Origin of the sequence: Pseudofrancisella aestuarii (assembly GCF_003574475.2) — a bacterium.
Lineage (GTDB): Bacteria > Pseudomonadota > Gammaproteobacteria > Francisellales > Francisellaceae > Francisella > Francisella aestuarii.
In genome coordinates, this window is the sequence record NZ_QLIS02000003.1 from 49767 (window position 1) to 64270 (window position 14504).

The following is a 14504-nucleotide window of genomic DNA, read 5'->3' on the forward strand; positions in this document are numbered from 1 at the left end:
CTTTTCCCTTTTTAGATAAATAAAAAACAAAGTTAGTCTATAAGCCGGGTTCTGTAATAGACAGTCATTTATCTAGGCCTACTGTCACCAGTAAGCTCAAGCGACCTACCCTGCTACGATGCGAGCAACATCATAGTAGCACTATTTGGTCTTGCTTTAGATGGGGTTTACAATGCCATTGAGTGTTGCCACCAATGCGGTGCGCTCTTACCGCACCTTTTCACCCTTACCAAACTAAAAAGATTGGCGGTATATTTTCTGTTGCACTTTCCATAGGCTCACGCCTTCCAGGTGTTATCTGGCATCCTGCTCTGTAAAGCCCGGACTTTCCTCAGTAGCAAAAGCTACCGCGACTGTCCGACTAACTTTGTATCTCTTAAAAATTAACTTAGCTTCTTCCTTAGCTCTGTTAACTCTTTCTCCACATTAGATTTTACAGAATTATATTCTTCATGCAAAGACATTATCTGCTTGCTATATGATTTCTTTGTTTCAATAACTTGTCTTTCTAAAGACATTCTATCATTAATTAGCTTTCTTCTGTGTTTAGTATATTCTTCTTGATTCTTTATTCTGTCTAGCCTGACTAACTGTATAAGTTTAAAAAGGTCTTTTATTTCATTTGTCTCTTTATTTAACTGATCGATGCTAAATTCATATTTTTTAGCAGTGAAATTCTCATCATAATCTATTTTATTAAAATCGAAATTTGGTTTTTTCATATTTAAAATTAAGCCTAATTTTGTAAGGAAATAATAAACAATTATTATAAATTATATATGCGCCAATTTACCAAATGAAACTAGTAATTGCAATGTAATAATACCAGCTCCGCTTAAGAGTATCACTAATAAATATAGCTTACTAACAAGATTATTAGTTTTATTAGCTTTTCTTAATGACCATGCCATCATAGCTGGCTGAATTATTAGTAAGAAAGCCACAAACATACTTGCATACCCTAATGCTGATATAAAACTATTAACAAAATAAATAGCAAAAAATAAAGGTGGTACTAAAGTTATGCATAAAATGAGAAGTCTCTTAGCTGTAGTTTTTGCCTCAATATTATAAAGATCTCTATTAAAAGAAAATAAAGCTAGTGCAACGCCTAGAAAAGATGTGACGATAGCAAAATTTTCAAAAAACTTAATAAATAGAATTACAGACATTTTATCTTGAGCCATATAGCCTTGAGCTAAACTACTACCATTTTCAACTAGCTCAACAAACCCGTTAGATCCGGCTAAAGGAATTGTGCCCAATGTTACAAAAACCCAAATTAAATATACTATAAATGGAGTAACTGCCCCTATACTGACTACCTTCTTAAAGACCTTGTCATTTTTATAATAATTTCTAATAGCTGGAATAACTATATGAAAACCAAAGGATGTAACTAGAATAGGAATAGCAAACCACCCATAACTAAAACCAAAATGACTTTCTTTTAAAAATGAGGATTTAACATCTGGAATAATAAATAAAACAAACATCACAAAAGCTAAAATTTTAAAAAATAGGAAAAATTTATTAACGTAAAAAGTTGCTTTTGTACCCATAAATATACAATAACCAAACATCACACAAAAAACTACTTTAGACCAGTCATTCAAACCATCACTTATAGGTTTTAAAATATAGTCCGAAAATAACTCTCCTCCCATAAATATATAGGCTGTAAGTAAAGAATATAGAAGTAGTAAGTAAAACACTAAATTGAAAGCTTTCCCCCACTTTCCAAGTAAGTTATAGGCCATAGAATCCATATCCACACCTATGGGTTGCGAAGAGCTTATTTCAACTAGAAGCATCGCAGTAGCATACATGACTATCCAAACAATAAGTAATAAGAAAACAGCGAAATAAAATCCAGTAGCTGCAACTGCGAAAGGGATTCCTAACATTCCCGCACCAATGGCAGTTCCTGCTATAATTGAAACTCCCCCAAGCTGCTTAATAAAAGAGACTTCTTGCATTAAAAATATAAAAAGCTAACACTTAATATTTTAATTTAGCACATTTTGACAATAATAAAAAATAAATCAGAGAATTAAATCTATCTATAAATTTTCTCTAATATTTCTCATTCCAAAAAATATCCAAAGAGCTAGTAATACTTGAATAATTGCTGCTGAAAGTACTACTGCATAATAAGCTTCTGAGAAAACTTTTTCCCAATGGTGATCTGAACCCAACATATGATAGAAATCATATGCTAATGTAAATGCAGTCAAAGCAAAAGCTGATGAAATCATATTACTGGAATTCTTAAGGGTATTTACACTATCTAGCTTACTTTTGTCTATAACAGTGTACATTACAGCATTAGACGAAGTTTGATACATCCCCAACACAAAGCCATATGCCATAGCCATCAAACAGAAAGTGAAATAATGGTAATGAATATCAAAAATTATGGATAAAGATAAAACAAATGCTATCCCAATAAGACCTACTATCATACAAATCTTATATCCATAATGATATATAAGCTTTTTGGTTACTTGCTTTGACACTATAGTGCCCAGCATCAGAAATACTGACATGATAGATATATAAATTGTGTTTAAATGACTTAGGTTATAAAGAACCACAGGCCAAGCAAAAAACACCCAATAAACACTTATTCTACATAGAAAGTTTGTATAAAAAGGTATTTTAAAATCATAGTTTTTAAAAATACTAAAATCTATAACGGGGTCTTTGATTTTTCTATAAACAAAAGCATACAAGGACACTGAAAGACATATACCAACAGCTAAGCTAATCTTAATCCAAACTGCCACATCTTTTAAAAGAACCTCACTTAAAATAAACAAAAATGAGATTGATAAACCAATTATTGTTAGCCCTAAAAAGTCAAACTTCCTATCTTTATTTAGTAAATTTTCTTTCGGAAAGATTTTATATAAAATAAAAATGGCAAACAGCGCAAAAGGAACTTGTAGTAAAAATGCTAATCTCCATGACTCTGGTGAGATCGAAGCGAGCATACCTCCAAGTATTTGTCCTACTACTGCCATTATTAAAGTATAGTTAGATAATGATGCTGTACCTTCTAACATATTTTCTGAAAATTTAAGATACGCTAAGCTTGCAACAGGTGCTGAAAATGCAGCAAATAAACCTTGAAAACCTCTGTATGTAAACATTTGGATATCAGATGTTGCTAAACCAGTCATCATAGAAAAAAAACCAAAACCGCTTGCCGCAAAGATTAGAGTTTTACGATAGCCTATTTTCTCTGCAATCCAAGAACTAATTGGTAAAAACATACCCATGACAATCATATATATGCTAATACCCATCTTTAAATGAACTGGCGTAACATCAAAAGTTTCAGCTATTTTGGGTAAAATATTATTCATAACTGTAGTATCAATAAGATCCATACCCATAATAGTGATAATGGCTAAAGTTACTAGTTGAATATGTGTTTTTTTCATGGAAACAGATTTATTTAAAAGAAATAATTTAACATATTAAGACTAAAGGAGAAATATTATCTTGGATTAAAATCCATCAATTCTTTCATTTTATTATAAAGCTTTTTCTTTTCATCCGTATCTGCTGCTGGTAATTTAACATCATAAACAACATAGAAATCAGCTCCTGCAAGACCTTTACCTTTTATTCTCATCTTACGTCCAGACTGAGTATTTTCTGGAACGTTCATTTTTTTCTTACCAAAAGGTGTATCTATTTCTAATGAAGTCCCTAAGGTAGCTTCCCAAGGAGTTATGTTTATATGCTCATAAATGTCATTACCTTCAACTTTATAGTTTCCGCTACTAGCTACCTCAATTTTTATAAATAAATCACCAGCAGGAGCATTTGCACCTATACCAGCTGCTCCTTTACCTTTCAAGCGAAGCTTTTTACCATTACCTATCGCTTTTGGAATAGTTACATCAACGTTTTCATGCTTAATTGATGGCGCACCATTAGCTCCAACTTCTTGATAGCTAAAGGTAACATTTTTCTTACCTCCATTTAAAGCTTCATCAACAGTCAATTTTAGAGAAATTGTTATATCCTCACCTTTTTGAGCTCTTTGACGACCACCAAAGCCACTAGCTCTGCCACCGCCTCCACCAAAAAGATCACCGAAAATATCTCCTAAATCTTCAAAATTAAAACTCTGCGAAGAACCACCTGCTCCACCGAAGCCTCCTTGGCCTCCGCCAAAGCCTCCCTGTTGTACCTTATCCCAATTATCACCATAAGAATCATAAAGCTTTCTTTTTTCTGGATCTTTTAGAACCTCATAAGCAGTTTGAATTTCTTTAAATTTATCCTCTGCCCCAGCATCTTTATTAACGTCTGGATGATACTTTTTTGCTAATCGTCTATATGCCTTTTTAAGGTCTGCCTCAGAACAACCCTTACTGACACCTAGTAATGAATAATAATCTGCCATTTATATAAACCTTTTTTAAATATTAATCTTATATGAACCTTCTCAAATATACATATAGTGTCGATATTAAGAAAAACAAGTATAAAACTGAATTTAGGCGAGTATAAATAGTAAAAATTAATGACCTTTATAAATATTTAAATTCCAATTATAATTCTGATAATTGATTTTATGAGCCTTTTGAACATACTCTTTCACTTTTGGATCTTTTGAATAATTATATATATAATCAGCCATTGACTTTTTACTTCCGAAATCAGTCTGATACCAGAAAAAAATCTTTGATATAGATAGACCAGTTCCATCAACTTTTACACCTTTAGGACTATTAATAAAATTACTAAAAGCATCATATAATTGCTTATCAATTATATTTCCCTCAAATGCTTGTGTAGATAGATTTGGACAACTAATAGATGCACAATTCAAGGTTGCATGAATACGTGGATCTTGCCATATTGGTCTTAAAATACGATGCTCTATATCATTTAAAGTAATATCTTTACCTTCTATTTTAATTACTGTTTTATCCCAAACTCCTGTAGATGCCCCAAACCATTTAGGATCAATTTGACGAATTGAAGTTATTCCTTTATTTTTTAGAATTAGATCAACCGTTAACATATTATACATATTTATCCAATATGCTAATTGCTGATTTGTGTTGTAAGACAATATATTCAACTTACTATAATCATCTATCGCTTTTTCTAAACTTTCTTGATCTTTCTGTGAAACTTGATCATATTTCACATATGTCTGTTCATCTACAGTAACAAGATATTTATTGAGAAATTGCTGCCATGGATCAAAGTCTATAACTTGTTTTGAGTCTTTATCTGAATGATCCCAATATTTCCATTCTTCTGCTTTTTGTGCCGAAAAACCCAATACAGCCCAAAAAAGTAAAATACCAGCTACAAAATATTTTCTCATTATACTCTCTCTATAGTTTTAGCATAAATAAAGCCTGCTAAAATTGCCCATGGGCAATTAAATATAATATTAGCATAAAACACTTCACTATCAGCATTTGATGCAAAAAAGCCATCTCCTGAATAAGGCATTCTTATCATATAATTAAAAAGTATAACTATTAGAGCAATAATAGCACTTTTAACCCATATATTTTTTGATAAAGGTAAAACAAAAAGGATTGCCCAAACTCCACCCCAGATCATCATGCGATAGATTTCAAACTTAAGCTCTTCTGTCAAATTTAAATTATGTGTGGTTGCTAAAATCCATAGAAGCTCAATAACTAATGCACTTACTAGCCCAGCCATATAAGCAATAAAAACTTTATTCAGATACTTTTGCATAATCTATGCTCCTAAAACCATTGAGAGTCTTATCCCTTGGCAACCTTAGCATATATCACAGCTGCCAATAATCCCCACAAATAGTTAAATATAATATTCATAAGAAAGACTTCCGTACCTGCATTAAGTGCAAAGAAACCTTGACCAGATAAAGGCATTTTCACTAAGAAGTTAAAAAATATAACTGCTAGCCCAACAATAGAGCCTTTAACCCATATATTTTTAGACAGAGGTAATGCTAATAAAATACCCCAAACTCCACCCCAGATCATTAAACGATATAGCTTAAATTTAAAATCTTCTGACATAGGAATCTGTTGCTTAGCAATAAAAGTAAAAATGTATACCAATATTAAAGCACTTATTAATCCACCCATATATGCTATAAAAACTTTATTCAAATGCTTCTGCATAAATTAGTCTCCTTCTTGACTTGAATAACAATAAAACTCATAAGCTCTATAAACTGTTGTCCACAATACTAATATAGTGAAAATCAATCCCAAATACAAAACTGTACTAGGCAAAAGAATCATTACAATAAAAAATATAAATGTCTCAGCTCTCTCCATAAGCCCTGGACTATAGTAAAAACTTTTATGACTTTGTTGTTGACTAAAAATTCCCACTAATAAAAAGCTGCTAATACAAACTATTATTGACATCATCATAAATAATCCAATCCAAGCAATATGTGGTTGATGGATAAATATAGCTATAATGATAAAAGCTTCTACAAATCTATCACTTAGAATATCTAGCATAGTACCAAATGATGATGATTTTTTTTGTATCCTAGCAACACTTCCATCTATTATGTCAAAATATCCCGAAAGTAAAAGAAAAAAGACGCTTAGATATATATCAATAAATATAAATATTGCACTTATAAAACCAAATATAAATGAAGCAATTGTTAGACTACTTGGAGAACAATATTTAGATAAAGCCATAGCTACCATATCAACAAAATATCTCTGAAACCATGGTCTAACTTTTTGCTCTATCATATTCTTTTACCAAAAATCTTTAATAAAATTCTAACTATTATTTTAACTTTTTTACTATAAAGCATAGGAGTAAAATAGCTCCCAGCAACTCTTTTGTTTAATTCACTTAGAGTTGGATAAGCCACTATGTGTGAAGTCATTTGCTTTATTTTAAATTTATTTTTAATAGCTATTGTCCATTCATTTATAAGCTCGCCAGCACTCTCTCCAACAATTGTAGCCCCAAGTATATAACCTTTTTTGTCAACAGCTACTTTCACCAAACCTTCTGTCGATAAATTAGCCTGTGCTCTATCATTACTACCATAATCAATAGTAAGAATTTTAGCACTTTGCTTCTCAGCTTCACTTATAGACATACCTGTCTGAGCTAATTCTGGAGTCGTGTAAACTACAAAAGGGAAACTCTTATAACCAACCTTTGCAGGAAGCTTAAACAACATATTCTGAATAACTATTCCTGCGTGATATCCTGCTGCATGTGTAAACTGATATGGACCAGCAATATCTCCTATAGCATAAATATTTTTATAGTTAGTTCTTAGTGATGAATCTACCGTCACACCCTTTTCTGTATGAACAATTCCAATTTCTTCAAGGTTTAATTTCTTTATGTTTGGCTCTCTACCTGTAGCTACTAGAAGATGTGTTCCAGAATAAACATTAATATCTGTTTTTACATAAATAGTGTCATTATCCTTATAAATCTCTTGTACCTTAGCGTTTGTGACAACATTTATACCTAACTCTTTAAATCCATTTAAGATTACATTTCGACAATCTGAATCTGCAAAACTTAAAATATCAGAAAAAGCTTCAACAATAGTTACCTCACAACCTAATAAAGTATGAGCCTGAGCTAGCTCTACTCCTATAGGTCCTCCACCTAAAACAATCAACTTCTGAGGTTTCTCTGATATATCAAAAATATTCTCATTTGTATAATAATTAACTTCATCCAGACCTTTTATAGGGGGCACCTTAGCTTGTGAACCTGTAGCCAAAACTATATATTTAGCTTTTATTATAGTTTCTCCAGCTTTGACTGTATATCTATCGACTAATTGGGCATACTCTTTTATTACAGTCACTCCCAAGCCTTCAAACCTTTCTACCGAATCATGAGGAGCTATTTTAGCTATAACATTCTTAACGTGCTGCTGAACCTTTTTATAATCTGGCTGAACACCATCTATCTCTATCCCAAATTTATGTGCTTTCTTTGTATGATAAATAACTCTAGAAGCTTCGATCATTGCTTTAGATGGAACACAACCATAATTTAGGCAGTCTCCACCCATTTCACCACCTTCACAAAGAACAACTTTTGCACCCATCTGTACTGCTCCGGCAGCAACAGATAACCCTCCTGAACCTCCGCCAATAACACAAATGTCTGTTTTAACTTCTTTCATAAGATTTATCTCTTGTTAATTTCTTTTTTATTACTGGAATTAAAGAAAGTAATGCTAAAGCTAAAATAGGCAAAATAAATTCTTTTTGGAAAATAATACCTAAATTCAACTCCTGCCCTTGCTTAATAGCATAGCCGAGACCTGTACCAACCCATACATAGATCACCGAACCTGGAATTATTCCTAATAATGTTCCAAAGAAAAAATCTTTTAGCTTGATATTTAAAACGCCACAAGCAATATTAATTACAAAAAAAGGAAAGATTGGCACTAGTCTTAGTACCAATAAGTAGTTAAAAGCGTTATCAGAAAATCCTTTTCTCATCTTTTCAACGCTACCTTTTGCTTTATCCTTAAGCATTTCTCCAAACGATGTTTTCACAGCTAGAAATAAAATAACTGCACCTATTGTTGCTGATGAAACAACTAATATTGAGCCAAATACGATTCCAAAAAGAAAACCTCCTAGCAGAGTCATAACAGCAGCACCTGGTATAGAAAAGGCAACAACTAAGATATAGCAAATTGAATATATCATGGAACTTAATATTAAATTCTGTGAAGTAAATTTAAGTAGGTTCTCATAGTTTTGCTTAAGAGTTTCAAGCGTTAAATATTTATAACCGCCAAGTATGAAAAACACTATCAAACCAATAACTAATATAATTATAGGAATCGATTTATACTTCTTTCTCATAGATTTTTCTCAAAGAATAAATAATTTCTTCAATTATATAGGTTATAGAGAAATATATTTAACTAAATTTATACCTGTAAACTTTTCATTCATACTCTTTAAAGAAATCCTTAGAAATATCTCTCAATAAAAAATATAATATAAAATACTTAAAAATTTATTAAGAAATTAGTTGTGTCTAACAAAGTTTATTCTTGGACTGTTATTGGTGCTGGTTGTGCAGGTATAGTTGCAATAGCAAAACTTCTTGATGAAAGAATATCTCCTAATGATATTTTATGGATAGATGAAGGTTTTAATGGTGGTGAAATAAATACCAAATGGTACGAGGTTCCAGGAAATACTATTGTTGAAACCTTAAATGATTCATTCTATAGCTTTAAATCAATTAATTATAAAGAACTTAAATCTGATCTTAAAAACCTCAATCCCAATGATGTCTGTTCATTAGGATATCTAGCAGAAGCTTTAAAAGATGCATCTAAAGAACTTTTATCCTCTGGTTTAAATACTTATAAAAGTAAAGTGATCTCTATTTGCGATAAAAGTGGAATTATTGAAATAGAAACACTTAATAAAACTTTTAAAACAGAGAAACTTATTTTAGCTACAGGAGCTAAGCAAGCCCAACAAAATACAAACAAAAAAACCTTAAATCTAGAAATTGCATTATGCCCAACAAAACTAACTCAAGAAAACTTGCAAAATAAAAAAATTGGCGTCATTGGATCATCGCATTCAGCTATTCTTGTATTAAAAAACTTAATAGATGCTAAAGCTGATAACATCGTGAATTTTTATAGAAGTTTCACAAAATATGCTATGCCTTATAATGGAAAGATAATCTATGATAATACTGGACTGAAAGGTCTAGCTGCTGCCTGGGCAAAAGAAAACTTAGAGGCCTCAAAGCATATCAAAAGAGTACATATAGAAGACTCTTCTTATGCTAAAGAATTTTCAGAATGTGATTTGCTAATTTATGCTATGGGATTTGAAAGTAGAAATATTCCTATTAATGGAGTAACTAACTATAAGCATAATCCTTATCATGGAATTATAGCTCCAAACATATACGGAATAGGAATTGCGTATCCAGAAATTGCTTGTGATGATTTTGGGTATACTGAGCAAAATGTAGGAATGCTTAAATTTGTAAAATATATAAATAAGGTTTTCCCTATATGGCAGATGTAGTTTTATATTCAAAAACCATAAAATCTCCTATTGGAAATCTTATAGCTATTGCAAATGATTCAGCTTTGTTAGCATTAGGGTTTGGAGAAAACAATATAAATCAAAAACTTGCTAAGATTGATTCAAAAGCATCGAAAATATTAGAAAAAACCAATAAAATCCTAGAGATAACTGCAAAAGAATTAGATTTATATTTTTCTGGGAACCTTAAGAAGTTTACTATCCCGTTAAAACTAAATGGTACAGAATTTCAGAAAAACGCTTGGAAACAGCTACAGCAAATACCTTATGGAAAAACTATCAGCTACTTAGATGAAGCTAAAAACATAGGAAATGAAAAAGCTTTTAGGGCAGTAGCAAATGCTAATGGCAAAAATAATATTCCCATAATAATCCCTTGCCATAGAGTAATAAATAGCAATGGTAAGCTTGGTGGCTTCACTGGTGGTATAGAAAAGAAAATATGGATCTTAAAGCACGAAAGTAAATTTATATAATAAAAACATAGCCATATATCCTAAAAATATACTTTATTATGCTGTATTATAAAGTGATTAAAATATAAAAATCTCAGAAAATGGATTTACAATATACTCTTCTAAACTTTTTTAAAGAAAATTTTAATCTAAACCATACACTCTCAATAATCCTAGTAGAAATATTCTTAATATCTTGCTTGCTTGGTATTGGTCTTATCGCATACTGGGTATTAAAGTTTATAAATTATATATATACAAAGAAATTCCTAGATCGATTTATTAGGCAAGCATCTATTGATGGTAGCTTTGAAAAAAGCCTAGTTGGAACTTTACTTAAAATAATACCGGGCATTATAGTTTTTATTGGATCTAAAGTTGTAATTTTCAATCAAGTTTCATGGACTAGAGAAGTATCTCAAATAGTTAAAAGCCTAGCTCTTCTTTACATTTTGTATATGTCACTAAAAACTGTTTTCATTATATTAGATATTTTCTGTGAATGGCTTAGAAAGAAAAATCATACTAGATACTACCTAATCAAAAGCTTCATTCAAGCTCTTAAATTAATTATTGTCTTCTTAGGAGTAATATTAGCAGTTTCAATAATTATTGAAAAATCTCCTTTAATACTACTAACAGGGCTAGGTGCCTTATCAGCAGTCTTACTTTTAATTTTTAAAGATAGTATTGTAGGTTTTGTAGCAAATATTCAGGTATCAACCTATGATACTGTTAGAGTTGGTGACTGGATAACTATTCCTAGCCATGGTGCTGATGGTACTGTATTAGATATTGCAATAAATACTGTTAAAATCCAAAATTTTGATAAAACCATAGTTTCAATACCTACTGCTGCTTTAATTAGTGGTGGTGTAAAAAACTGGCGTGGAATGCAAGAGTCTGGTGGAAGAAGGATTAAAAGAGCCCTAAAAATAGATATAAACACCATTCGCTTCTGTGATGATAAATTGATAGATAATCTTAAGCATATTGATCTATTAAAAAATTACGTAAACAATAAAGAGAATTGTAAAAATATTACAAATGCCACTTTATTTAGATACTACATAACTGAATATTTAAAAGCTTTACCAACTATAGAGCATTCTAACTTCTTAATGTTAGTAAGACACTTAGATCCTAGCGAAGTTGGTTTGCCAATTGAAATATATGCTTTCACAAATACTACTGCTTGGGCTGAGTATGAAAGCATTCAAGCAGACATTTTTGATCATCTTTTAGCTATGATTAATTTATTTGATCTGAAGATTTTTCAATTAGATGATTATAGAAAATGGAAAATTAATAGTGATAATTAAAAGTAATTAAGCAAAACACATATAAATAATATTAGCCCTACCCAGTGATTATCTGAAAAAGCCTTTATACATTTTTCTATACCTAGCTTCTTATAAATAAAATAATTATATATAAAAAATAGACTAGATAGGCCTAATCCAAAATAATAAACAATTCCATACTTACATATAACTCCTAATAAAATTAAGAAAGCTATAGATATAAAATTAAATATAAATATAAAACTAAAAACTCTTTTACCAAATAATATAGCTGATGAATTTATACCTATTTCCAGATCAAATTCTCTATCTGCTAATGCATAAACAGTATCATATGCTATGGTCCAACATATAGTAGCTACATAAAATACCCACGCTTCTATCGGTAATTTATTTTGTATAGCAGAGAAAGCCATCAATATTCCAAAGTTAAAAGCCAAACCAAGTACAAATTGAGGCAAGGCAAAAAACCTTTTACAAAATGGATATAAAATAGCTAAAAACAATGCTATAAAAGATAATATTATTGTAAATATATTCAAAAATAAGACACATACAAAAGCTACAAAAGATAAAACCAGACATAAATTTACAGCATTCCTAACTGTTAATTTACCAGTAGTTAATGGTCTAGAACTTGTCCTTGCTACATGCTTATCAAAATCTATATCAGCAATATCATTTACAATACAGCCAACTGTTCGCATCACAATTACACCAATAGCAAATATAAATAAATACTTAAATTCTGGTATACCATGAGAGGCTATCACTAAAGCTGTTAGTGTTGGCCATAGTATTAAAAGTATAGGAATTGGTCTATGCAATCTCATTAGCATCACATAAGCTTTTAAAGTCTCTTTATTTAACATTTAAACTTCTTTTTTCCACTAAATTTTTAATTCCTAAAAAATACTCTGTAATTAAAACTTTTAAATTATTTTGTTCTTTTAAAGAAAATATAGAGCTACGTGAGAAAATATAATCATTTGTTACACTTCTACTCGTTTCTTGCTGAAATTCTTTATTTGAAAGCTTCCTTACAATAAAGTCACTTCTTAAAAAGTTATCATTATTATACAAAAAGCTCTCGCCTATTGGATTCTCTCCTAAAGATTCAAATCTTTCTTTAAAAAAAATATACGTATCTACAGGAACAATCGTTCTTGCATACACTAATTCTTTTTCATCTGAATTTAAACTAATTTTTCTTACTATGCTATTATCTTTATTCAGCAAATTACGCTCAAAGCTATTTAAATCTTCTAACTCTTGAGAATATTTCGTAAGAGTAATTTCACTATAATATTTTTTTAAAGCTATTGTTAAATGTTTAGCGTCTCTTAACCAAAATGCATAATTTTTTTCATCTATATTTGTTAGTATTTCCATCTCACCAAAAATTATTTTAACTGCTTAATTGTTTAAAAAACAATTCCTAAAAGCTATTATTGATAACAATTATACACATATATACTAATTTTTATATTAAACAAGGAGTCGAAATGAGACCTAGTGGTAGAAATAATGACCAACTAAGGAATTTAAAAATTATACATAATTTCACTAAACATGCTGAAGGTTCAATATTAATAGAATTTGGCGATACCAAAGTACTATGTACAGCCTCTGTAACAGAAGGTGTACCAAAATTTAAAAAAGACTCAGGAGAAGGTTGGTTAACTGCTGAATATGGTATGCTTCCTCGATCAACGCACACAAGAATGGATAGAGAAGCTGCTCGTGGTAAACAATCAGGAAGAACTCAAGAAATACAAAGACTTATTGGTCGAGCTCTTAGAGCTAGTGTTGATCTAACTCAAATACCAGAATATACAATAAAAGTAGACTGTGACGTTATACAAGCTGATGGAGGAACGCGTACAGCATCTATTACAGGAGCATCATTAGCAATCAAAGATGCTGTTGAATATATGAAAGAAAAAAATATGATTCCTGCTGAAGCTAAACCTTTAAAAGCACAGGTAGCTGCTATTTCTGTTGGAATATATAATGATAATCCTGTATTAGATTTAGACTATGCTGAAGATTCTAATGCTGAAACTGATATGAACGTCGTAATGAATTCAAATGGTGGTTTAATTGAAATTCAAGGTACAGCAGAAGGTAAAGATTTTTCTGAAGAAGAATTTGCTAAAATGCTTACTCTTGCTAAAAAAGGAATAAAGGAAATTTTTGAAAACTTATTCTAAATCTTACTAACTCTATCATTTATCTTTGCTAAAAGATCAAAATCCTTACTTTTTAATTCGATTAAGAATTCTTGTAAAGGTTCACTTTTAGCAAATTGTAGTCTTTGCTCTAACTGTTTTATTTGCTCTACAACATCATTTCTTTCTTCATATAATGAGGCTAAATCACTATCTGCATGTCTTAGAAAATTACTTACAGAGCTTTCTTTCTTAGCTTGAAGTTTATTTTTTAAGTTATTGCTTGATGTAACTGCTCTATTTGTTGTTAAAGTCTTTCTTGCTGATAATGATAACTTTTTTCTTGGCTGTTCTTGTTCTGACATTGATACCACTTATTATTTTTTATTTATCTTATTTACCGGAAAAATCATAAAGATTTTGAGCGAGTGCACTTTTGAAATTATATTACATTTGAAGTGAATTTTATAGACTCTAGAAAAATCTTTA

Annotated in this window: 17 protein-coding genes and 1 other RNA gene; 4 read left to right on the plus strand and 14 right to left on the minus strand. The window is 30.6% G+C overall.

Features of this window, described 5'->3' with window-relative positions; translation table 11 throughout:
* Window positions 1-24: 24 nt before the first annotated feature.
* From rnpB to DNK87_RS07160, 11 genes are all read right to left on the minus strand, one after another.
* Window positions 25-369, minus strand: an RNA gene (rnpB, locus tag DNK87_RS07110) — RNase P RNA component class A.
* A 14-nt stretch (window positions 370-383) separates the two neighbouring features.
* The gene (locus DNK87_RS07115) at window positions 384-722 is read right to left on the minus strand and encodes a hypothetical protein (protein ID WP_119330890.1); all 339 of its coding nucleotides are present in this window, start codon (window positions 720-722) and stop codon (window positions 384-386) included.
* A 51-nt stretch (window positions 723-773) separates the two neighbouring features.
* Window positions 774-1979, minus strand: coding sequence for an amino acid permease (locus DNK87_RS07120; RefSeq protein WP_119330891.1), 1206 nt, complete (start codon window positions 1977-1979; stop codon window positions 774-776).
* An 84-nt stretch (window positions 1980-2063) separates the two neighbouring features.
* Window positions 2064-3449 (minus strand): MFS transporter, encoded by a 1386-nt coding sequence (locus tag DNK87_RS07125; RefSeq protein ID WP_119330892.1) that lies wholly within the window; start codon window positions 3447-3449, stop codon window positions 2064-2066.
* A gap of 56 nt (window positions 3450-3505) precedes the next feature.
* Entirely contained in the window at window positions 3506-4423 is a 918-nt protein-coding gene (locus tag DNK87_RS07130) for a DnaJ C-terminal domain-containing protein (protein WP_119330893.1), read from the minus strand.
* 117 nt (window positions 4424-4540) lie between these two features.
* Window positions 4541-5359: a DUF547 domain-containing protein gene (locus DNK87_RS07135; RefSeq protein ID WP_119330894.1), complete on the minus strand. Its 819-nt coding sequence runs from the start codon at window positions 5357-5359 to the stop codon at window positions 4541-4543.
* On the minus strand, window positions 5359-5745 hold the full coding sequence (locus tag DNK87_RS07140; protein WP_119330895.1) for a membrane lipoprotein: 387 nt from the start codon (window positions 5743-5745) through the stop codon (window positions 5359-5361). Before DNK87_RS07140 ends, DNK87_RS07135 begins: the two co-directional genes overlap by 1 nt.
* A gap of 29 nt (window positions 5746-5774) precedes the next feature.
* The gene (locus DNK87_RS07145; protein ID WP_119330896.1) at window positions 5775-6158 is read right to left on the minus strand and encodes a membrane lipoprotein; all 384 of its coding nucleotides are present in this window, start codon (window positions 6156-6158) and stop codon (window positions 5775-5777) included.
* A 3-nt stretch (window positions 6159-6161) separates the two neighbouring features.
* Window positions 6162-6755, minus strand: a complete 594-nt coding sequence (locus tag DNK87_RS07150; RefSeq protein WP_119330897.1) for a CDP-alcohol phosphatidyltransferase family protein — start codon at window positions 6753-6755, stop codon at window positions 6162-6164.
* Entirely contained in the window at window positions 6752-8170 is a 1419-nt protein-coding gene (locus tag DNK87_RS07155; protein ID WP_119330898.1) for a dihydrolipoyl dehydrogenase family protein, read from the minus strand. The genes DNK87_RS07150 and DNK87_RS07155 overlap by 4 nt, the downstream gene beginning before the upstream one ends.
* The gene (locus DNK87_RS07160; protein ID WP_119330899.1) at window positions 8157-8867 is read right to left on the minus strand and encodes a TVP38/TMEM64 family protein; all 711 of its coding nucleotides are present in this window, start codon (window positions 8865-8867) and stop codon (window positions 8157-8159) included. The genes DNK87_RS07155 and DNK87_RS07160 overlap by 14 nt, the downstream gene beginning before the upstream one ends.
* 174 nt (window positions 8868-9041) lie before the next feature.
* On the opposite strand from DNK87_RS07160, the gene DNK87_RS07165 reads away from it, so the two are divergent.
* The 3 genes from DNK87_RS07165 to DNK87_RS07175 all read left to right on the plus strand — a co-directional run bounded on the left by DNK87_RS07165 (window position 9042) and on the right by DNK87_RS07175 (window position 11862).
* Window positions 9042-10064: an NAD(P)-binding domain-containing protein gene (locus DNK87_RS07165; RefSeq protein ID WP_159240246.1), complete on the plus strand. Its 1023-nt coding sequence runs from the start codon at window positions 9042-9044 to the stop codon at window positions 10062-10064.
* On the plus strand, window positions 10052-10561 hold the full coding sequence (locus DNK87_RS07170) for a methylated-DNA--[protein]-cysteine S-methyltransferase (protein ID WP_119330901.1): 510 nt from the start codon (window positions 10052-10054) through the stop codon (window positions 10559-10561). Before DNK87_RS07165 ends, DNK87_RS07170 begins: the two co-directional genes overlap by 13 nt.
* An 80-nt stretch (window positions 10562-10641) precedes the next feature.
* A complete protein-coding gene (locus DNK87_RS07175; RefSeq protein ID WP_119330902.1) occupies window positions 10642-11862 on the plus strand; it encodes a mechanosensitive ion channel family protein in 1221 nt (406 codons plus the stop codon).
* Here the strand turns inward: DNK87_RS07175 and ubiA are convergent.
* Both ubiA and DNK87_RS07185 read right to left on the minus strand, forming a co-directional pair.
* On the minus strand, window positions 11859-12716 hold the full coding sequence (ubiA, locus tag DNK87_RS07180) for a 4-hydroxybenzoate octaprenyltransferase (RefSeq protein ID WP_119330903.1): 858 nt from the start codon (window positions 12714-12716) through the stop codon (window positions 11859-11861). The two genes, DNK87_RS07175 and ubiA, sit on opposite strands and share 4 nt — an antisense overlap.
* Window positions 12706-13236: a chorismate--pyruvate lyase family protein gene (locus DNK87_RS07185; protein ID WP_119330904.1), complete on the minus strand. Its 531-nt coding sequence runs from the start codon at window positions 13234-13236 to the stop codon at window positions 12706-12708. Before DNK87_RS07185 ends, ubiA begins: the two co-directional genes overlap by 11 nt.
* A 113-nt stretch (window positions 13237-13349) precedes the next feature.
* On the opposite strand from DNK87_RS07185, the gene rph reads away from it, so the two are divergent.
* Complete coding sequence (gene rph / locus DNK87_RS07190; RefSeq protein ID WP_119330905.1) at window positions 13350-14057, plus strand: ribonuclease PH; 708 nt, start codon at window positions 13350-13352, stop codon at window positions 14055-14057.
* Here the strand turns inward: rph and DNK87_RS07195 are convergent.
* Complete coding sequence (locus tag DNK87_RS07195; RefSeq protein ID WP_119330906.1) at window positions 14054-14380, minus strand: hypothetical protein; 327 nt, start codon at window positions 14378-14380, stop codon at window positions 14054-14056. The two genes, rph and DNK87_RS07195, sit on opposite strands and share 4 nt — an antisense overlap.
* Window positions 14381-14504: the final 124 nt, after the last annotated feature.

Excerpts from the sequence above, each read along its gene's own strand:
- rph (WP_119330905.1), top strand. The coding sequence starts at position 13,350 with ATGAGACCTAGTGGTAGAAATAATGACCAACTAAGGAATTTAAAAATT.
- DNK87_RS07120 (WP_119330891.1), bottom strand. The coding sequence starts at position 1,979 with ATGCAAGAAGTCTCTTTTATTAAGCAGCTTGGGGGAGTTTCAATTATA.
- DNK87_RS07140 (WP_119330895.1), bottom strand. The coding sequence starts at position 5,745 with ATGCAAAAGTATCTGAATAAAGTTTTTATTGCTTATATGGCTGGGCTA.
- DNK87_RS07170 (WP_119330901.1), top strand. The coding sequence starts at position 10,052 with ATGGCAGATGTAGTTTTATATTCAAAAACCATAAAATCTCCTATTGGA.
- DNK87_RS07115 (WP_119330890.1), bottom strand. The coding sequence starts at position 722 with ATGAAAAAACCAAATTTCGATTTTAATAAAATAGATTATGATGAGAAT.
- DNK87_RS07160 (WP_119330899.1), bottom strand. The coding sequence starts at position 8,867 with ATGAGAAAGAAGTATAAATCGATTCCTATAATTATATTAGTTATTGGT.
- DNK87_RS07185 (WP_119330904.1), bottom strand. The coding sequence starts at position 13,236 with ATGGAAATACTAACAAATATAGATGAAAAAAATTATGCATTTTGGTTA.
- DNK87_RS07145 (WP_119330896.1), bottom strand. The coding sequence starts at position 6,158 with ATGCAGAAGCATTTGAATAAAGTTTTTATAGCATATATGGGTGGATTA.
- DNK87_RS07150 (WP_119330897.1), bottom strand. The coding sequence starts at position 6,755 with ATGATAGAGCAAAAAGTTAGACCATGGTTTCAGAGATATTTTGTTGAT.
- DNK87_RS07195 (WP_119330906.1), bottom strand. The coding sequence starts at position 14,380 with ATGTCAGAACAAGAACAGCCAAGAAAAAAGTTATCATTATCAGCAAGA.
- DNK87_RS07155 (WP_119330898.1), bottom strand. The coding sequence starts at position 8,170 with ATGAAAGAAGTTAAAACAGACATTTGTGTTATTGGCGGAGGTTCAGGA.
- DNK87_RS07175 (WP_119330902.1), top strand. The coding sequence starts at position 10,642 with ATGGATTTACAATATACTCTTCTAAACTTTTTTAAAGAAAATTTTAAT.
- DNK87_RS07125 (WP_119330892.1), bottom strand. The coding sequence starts at position 3,449 with ATGAAAAAAACACATATTCAACTAGTAACTTTAGCCATTATCACTATT.
- ubiA (WP_119330903.1), bottom strand. The coding sequence starts at position 12,716 with ATGTTAAATAAAGAGACTTTAAAAGCTTATGTGATGCTAATGAGATTG.
- DNK87_RS07130 (WP_119330893.1), bottom strand. The coding sequence starts at position 4,423 with ATGGCAGATTATTATTCATTACTAGGTGTCAGTAAGGGTTGTTCTGAG.
- DNK87_RS07135 (WP_119330894.1), bottom strand. The coding sequence starts at position 5,359 with ATGAGAAAATATTTTGTAGCTGGTATTTTACTTTTTTGGGCTGTATTG.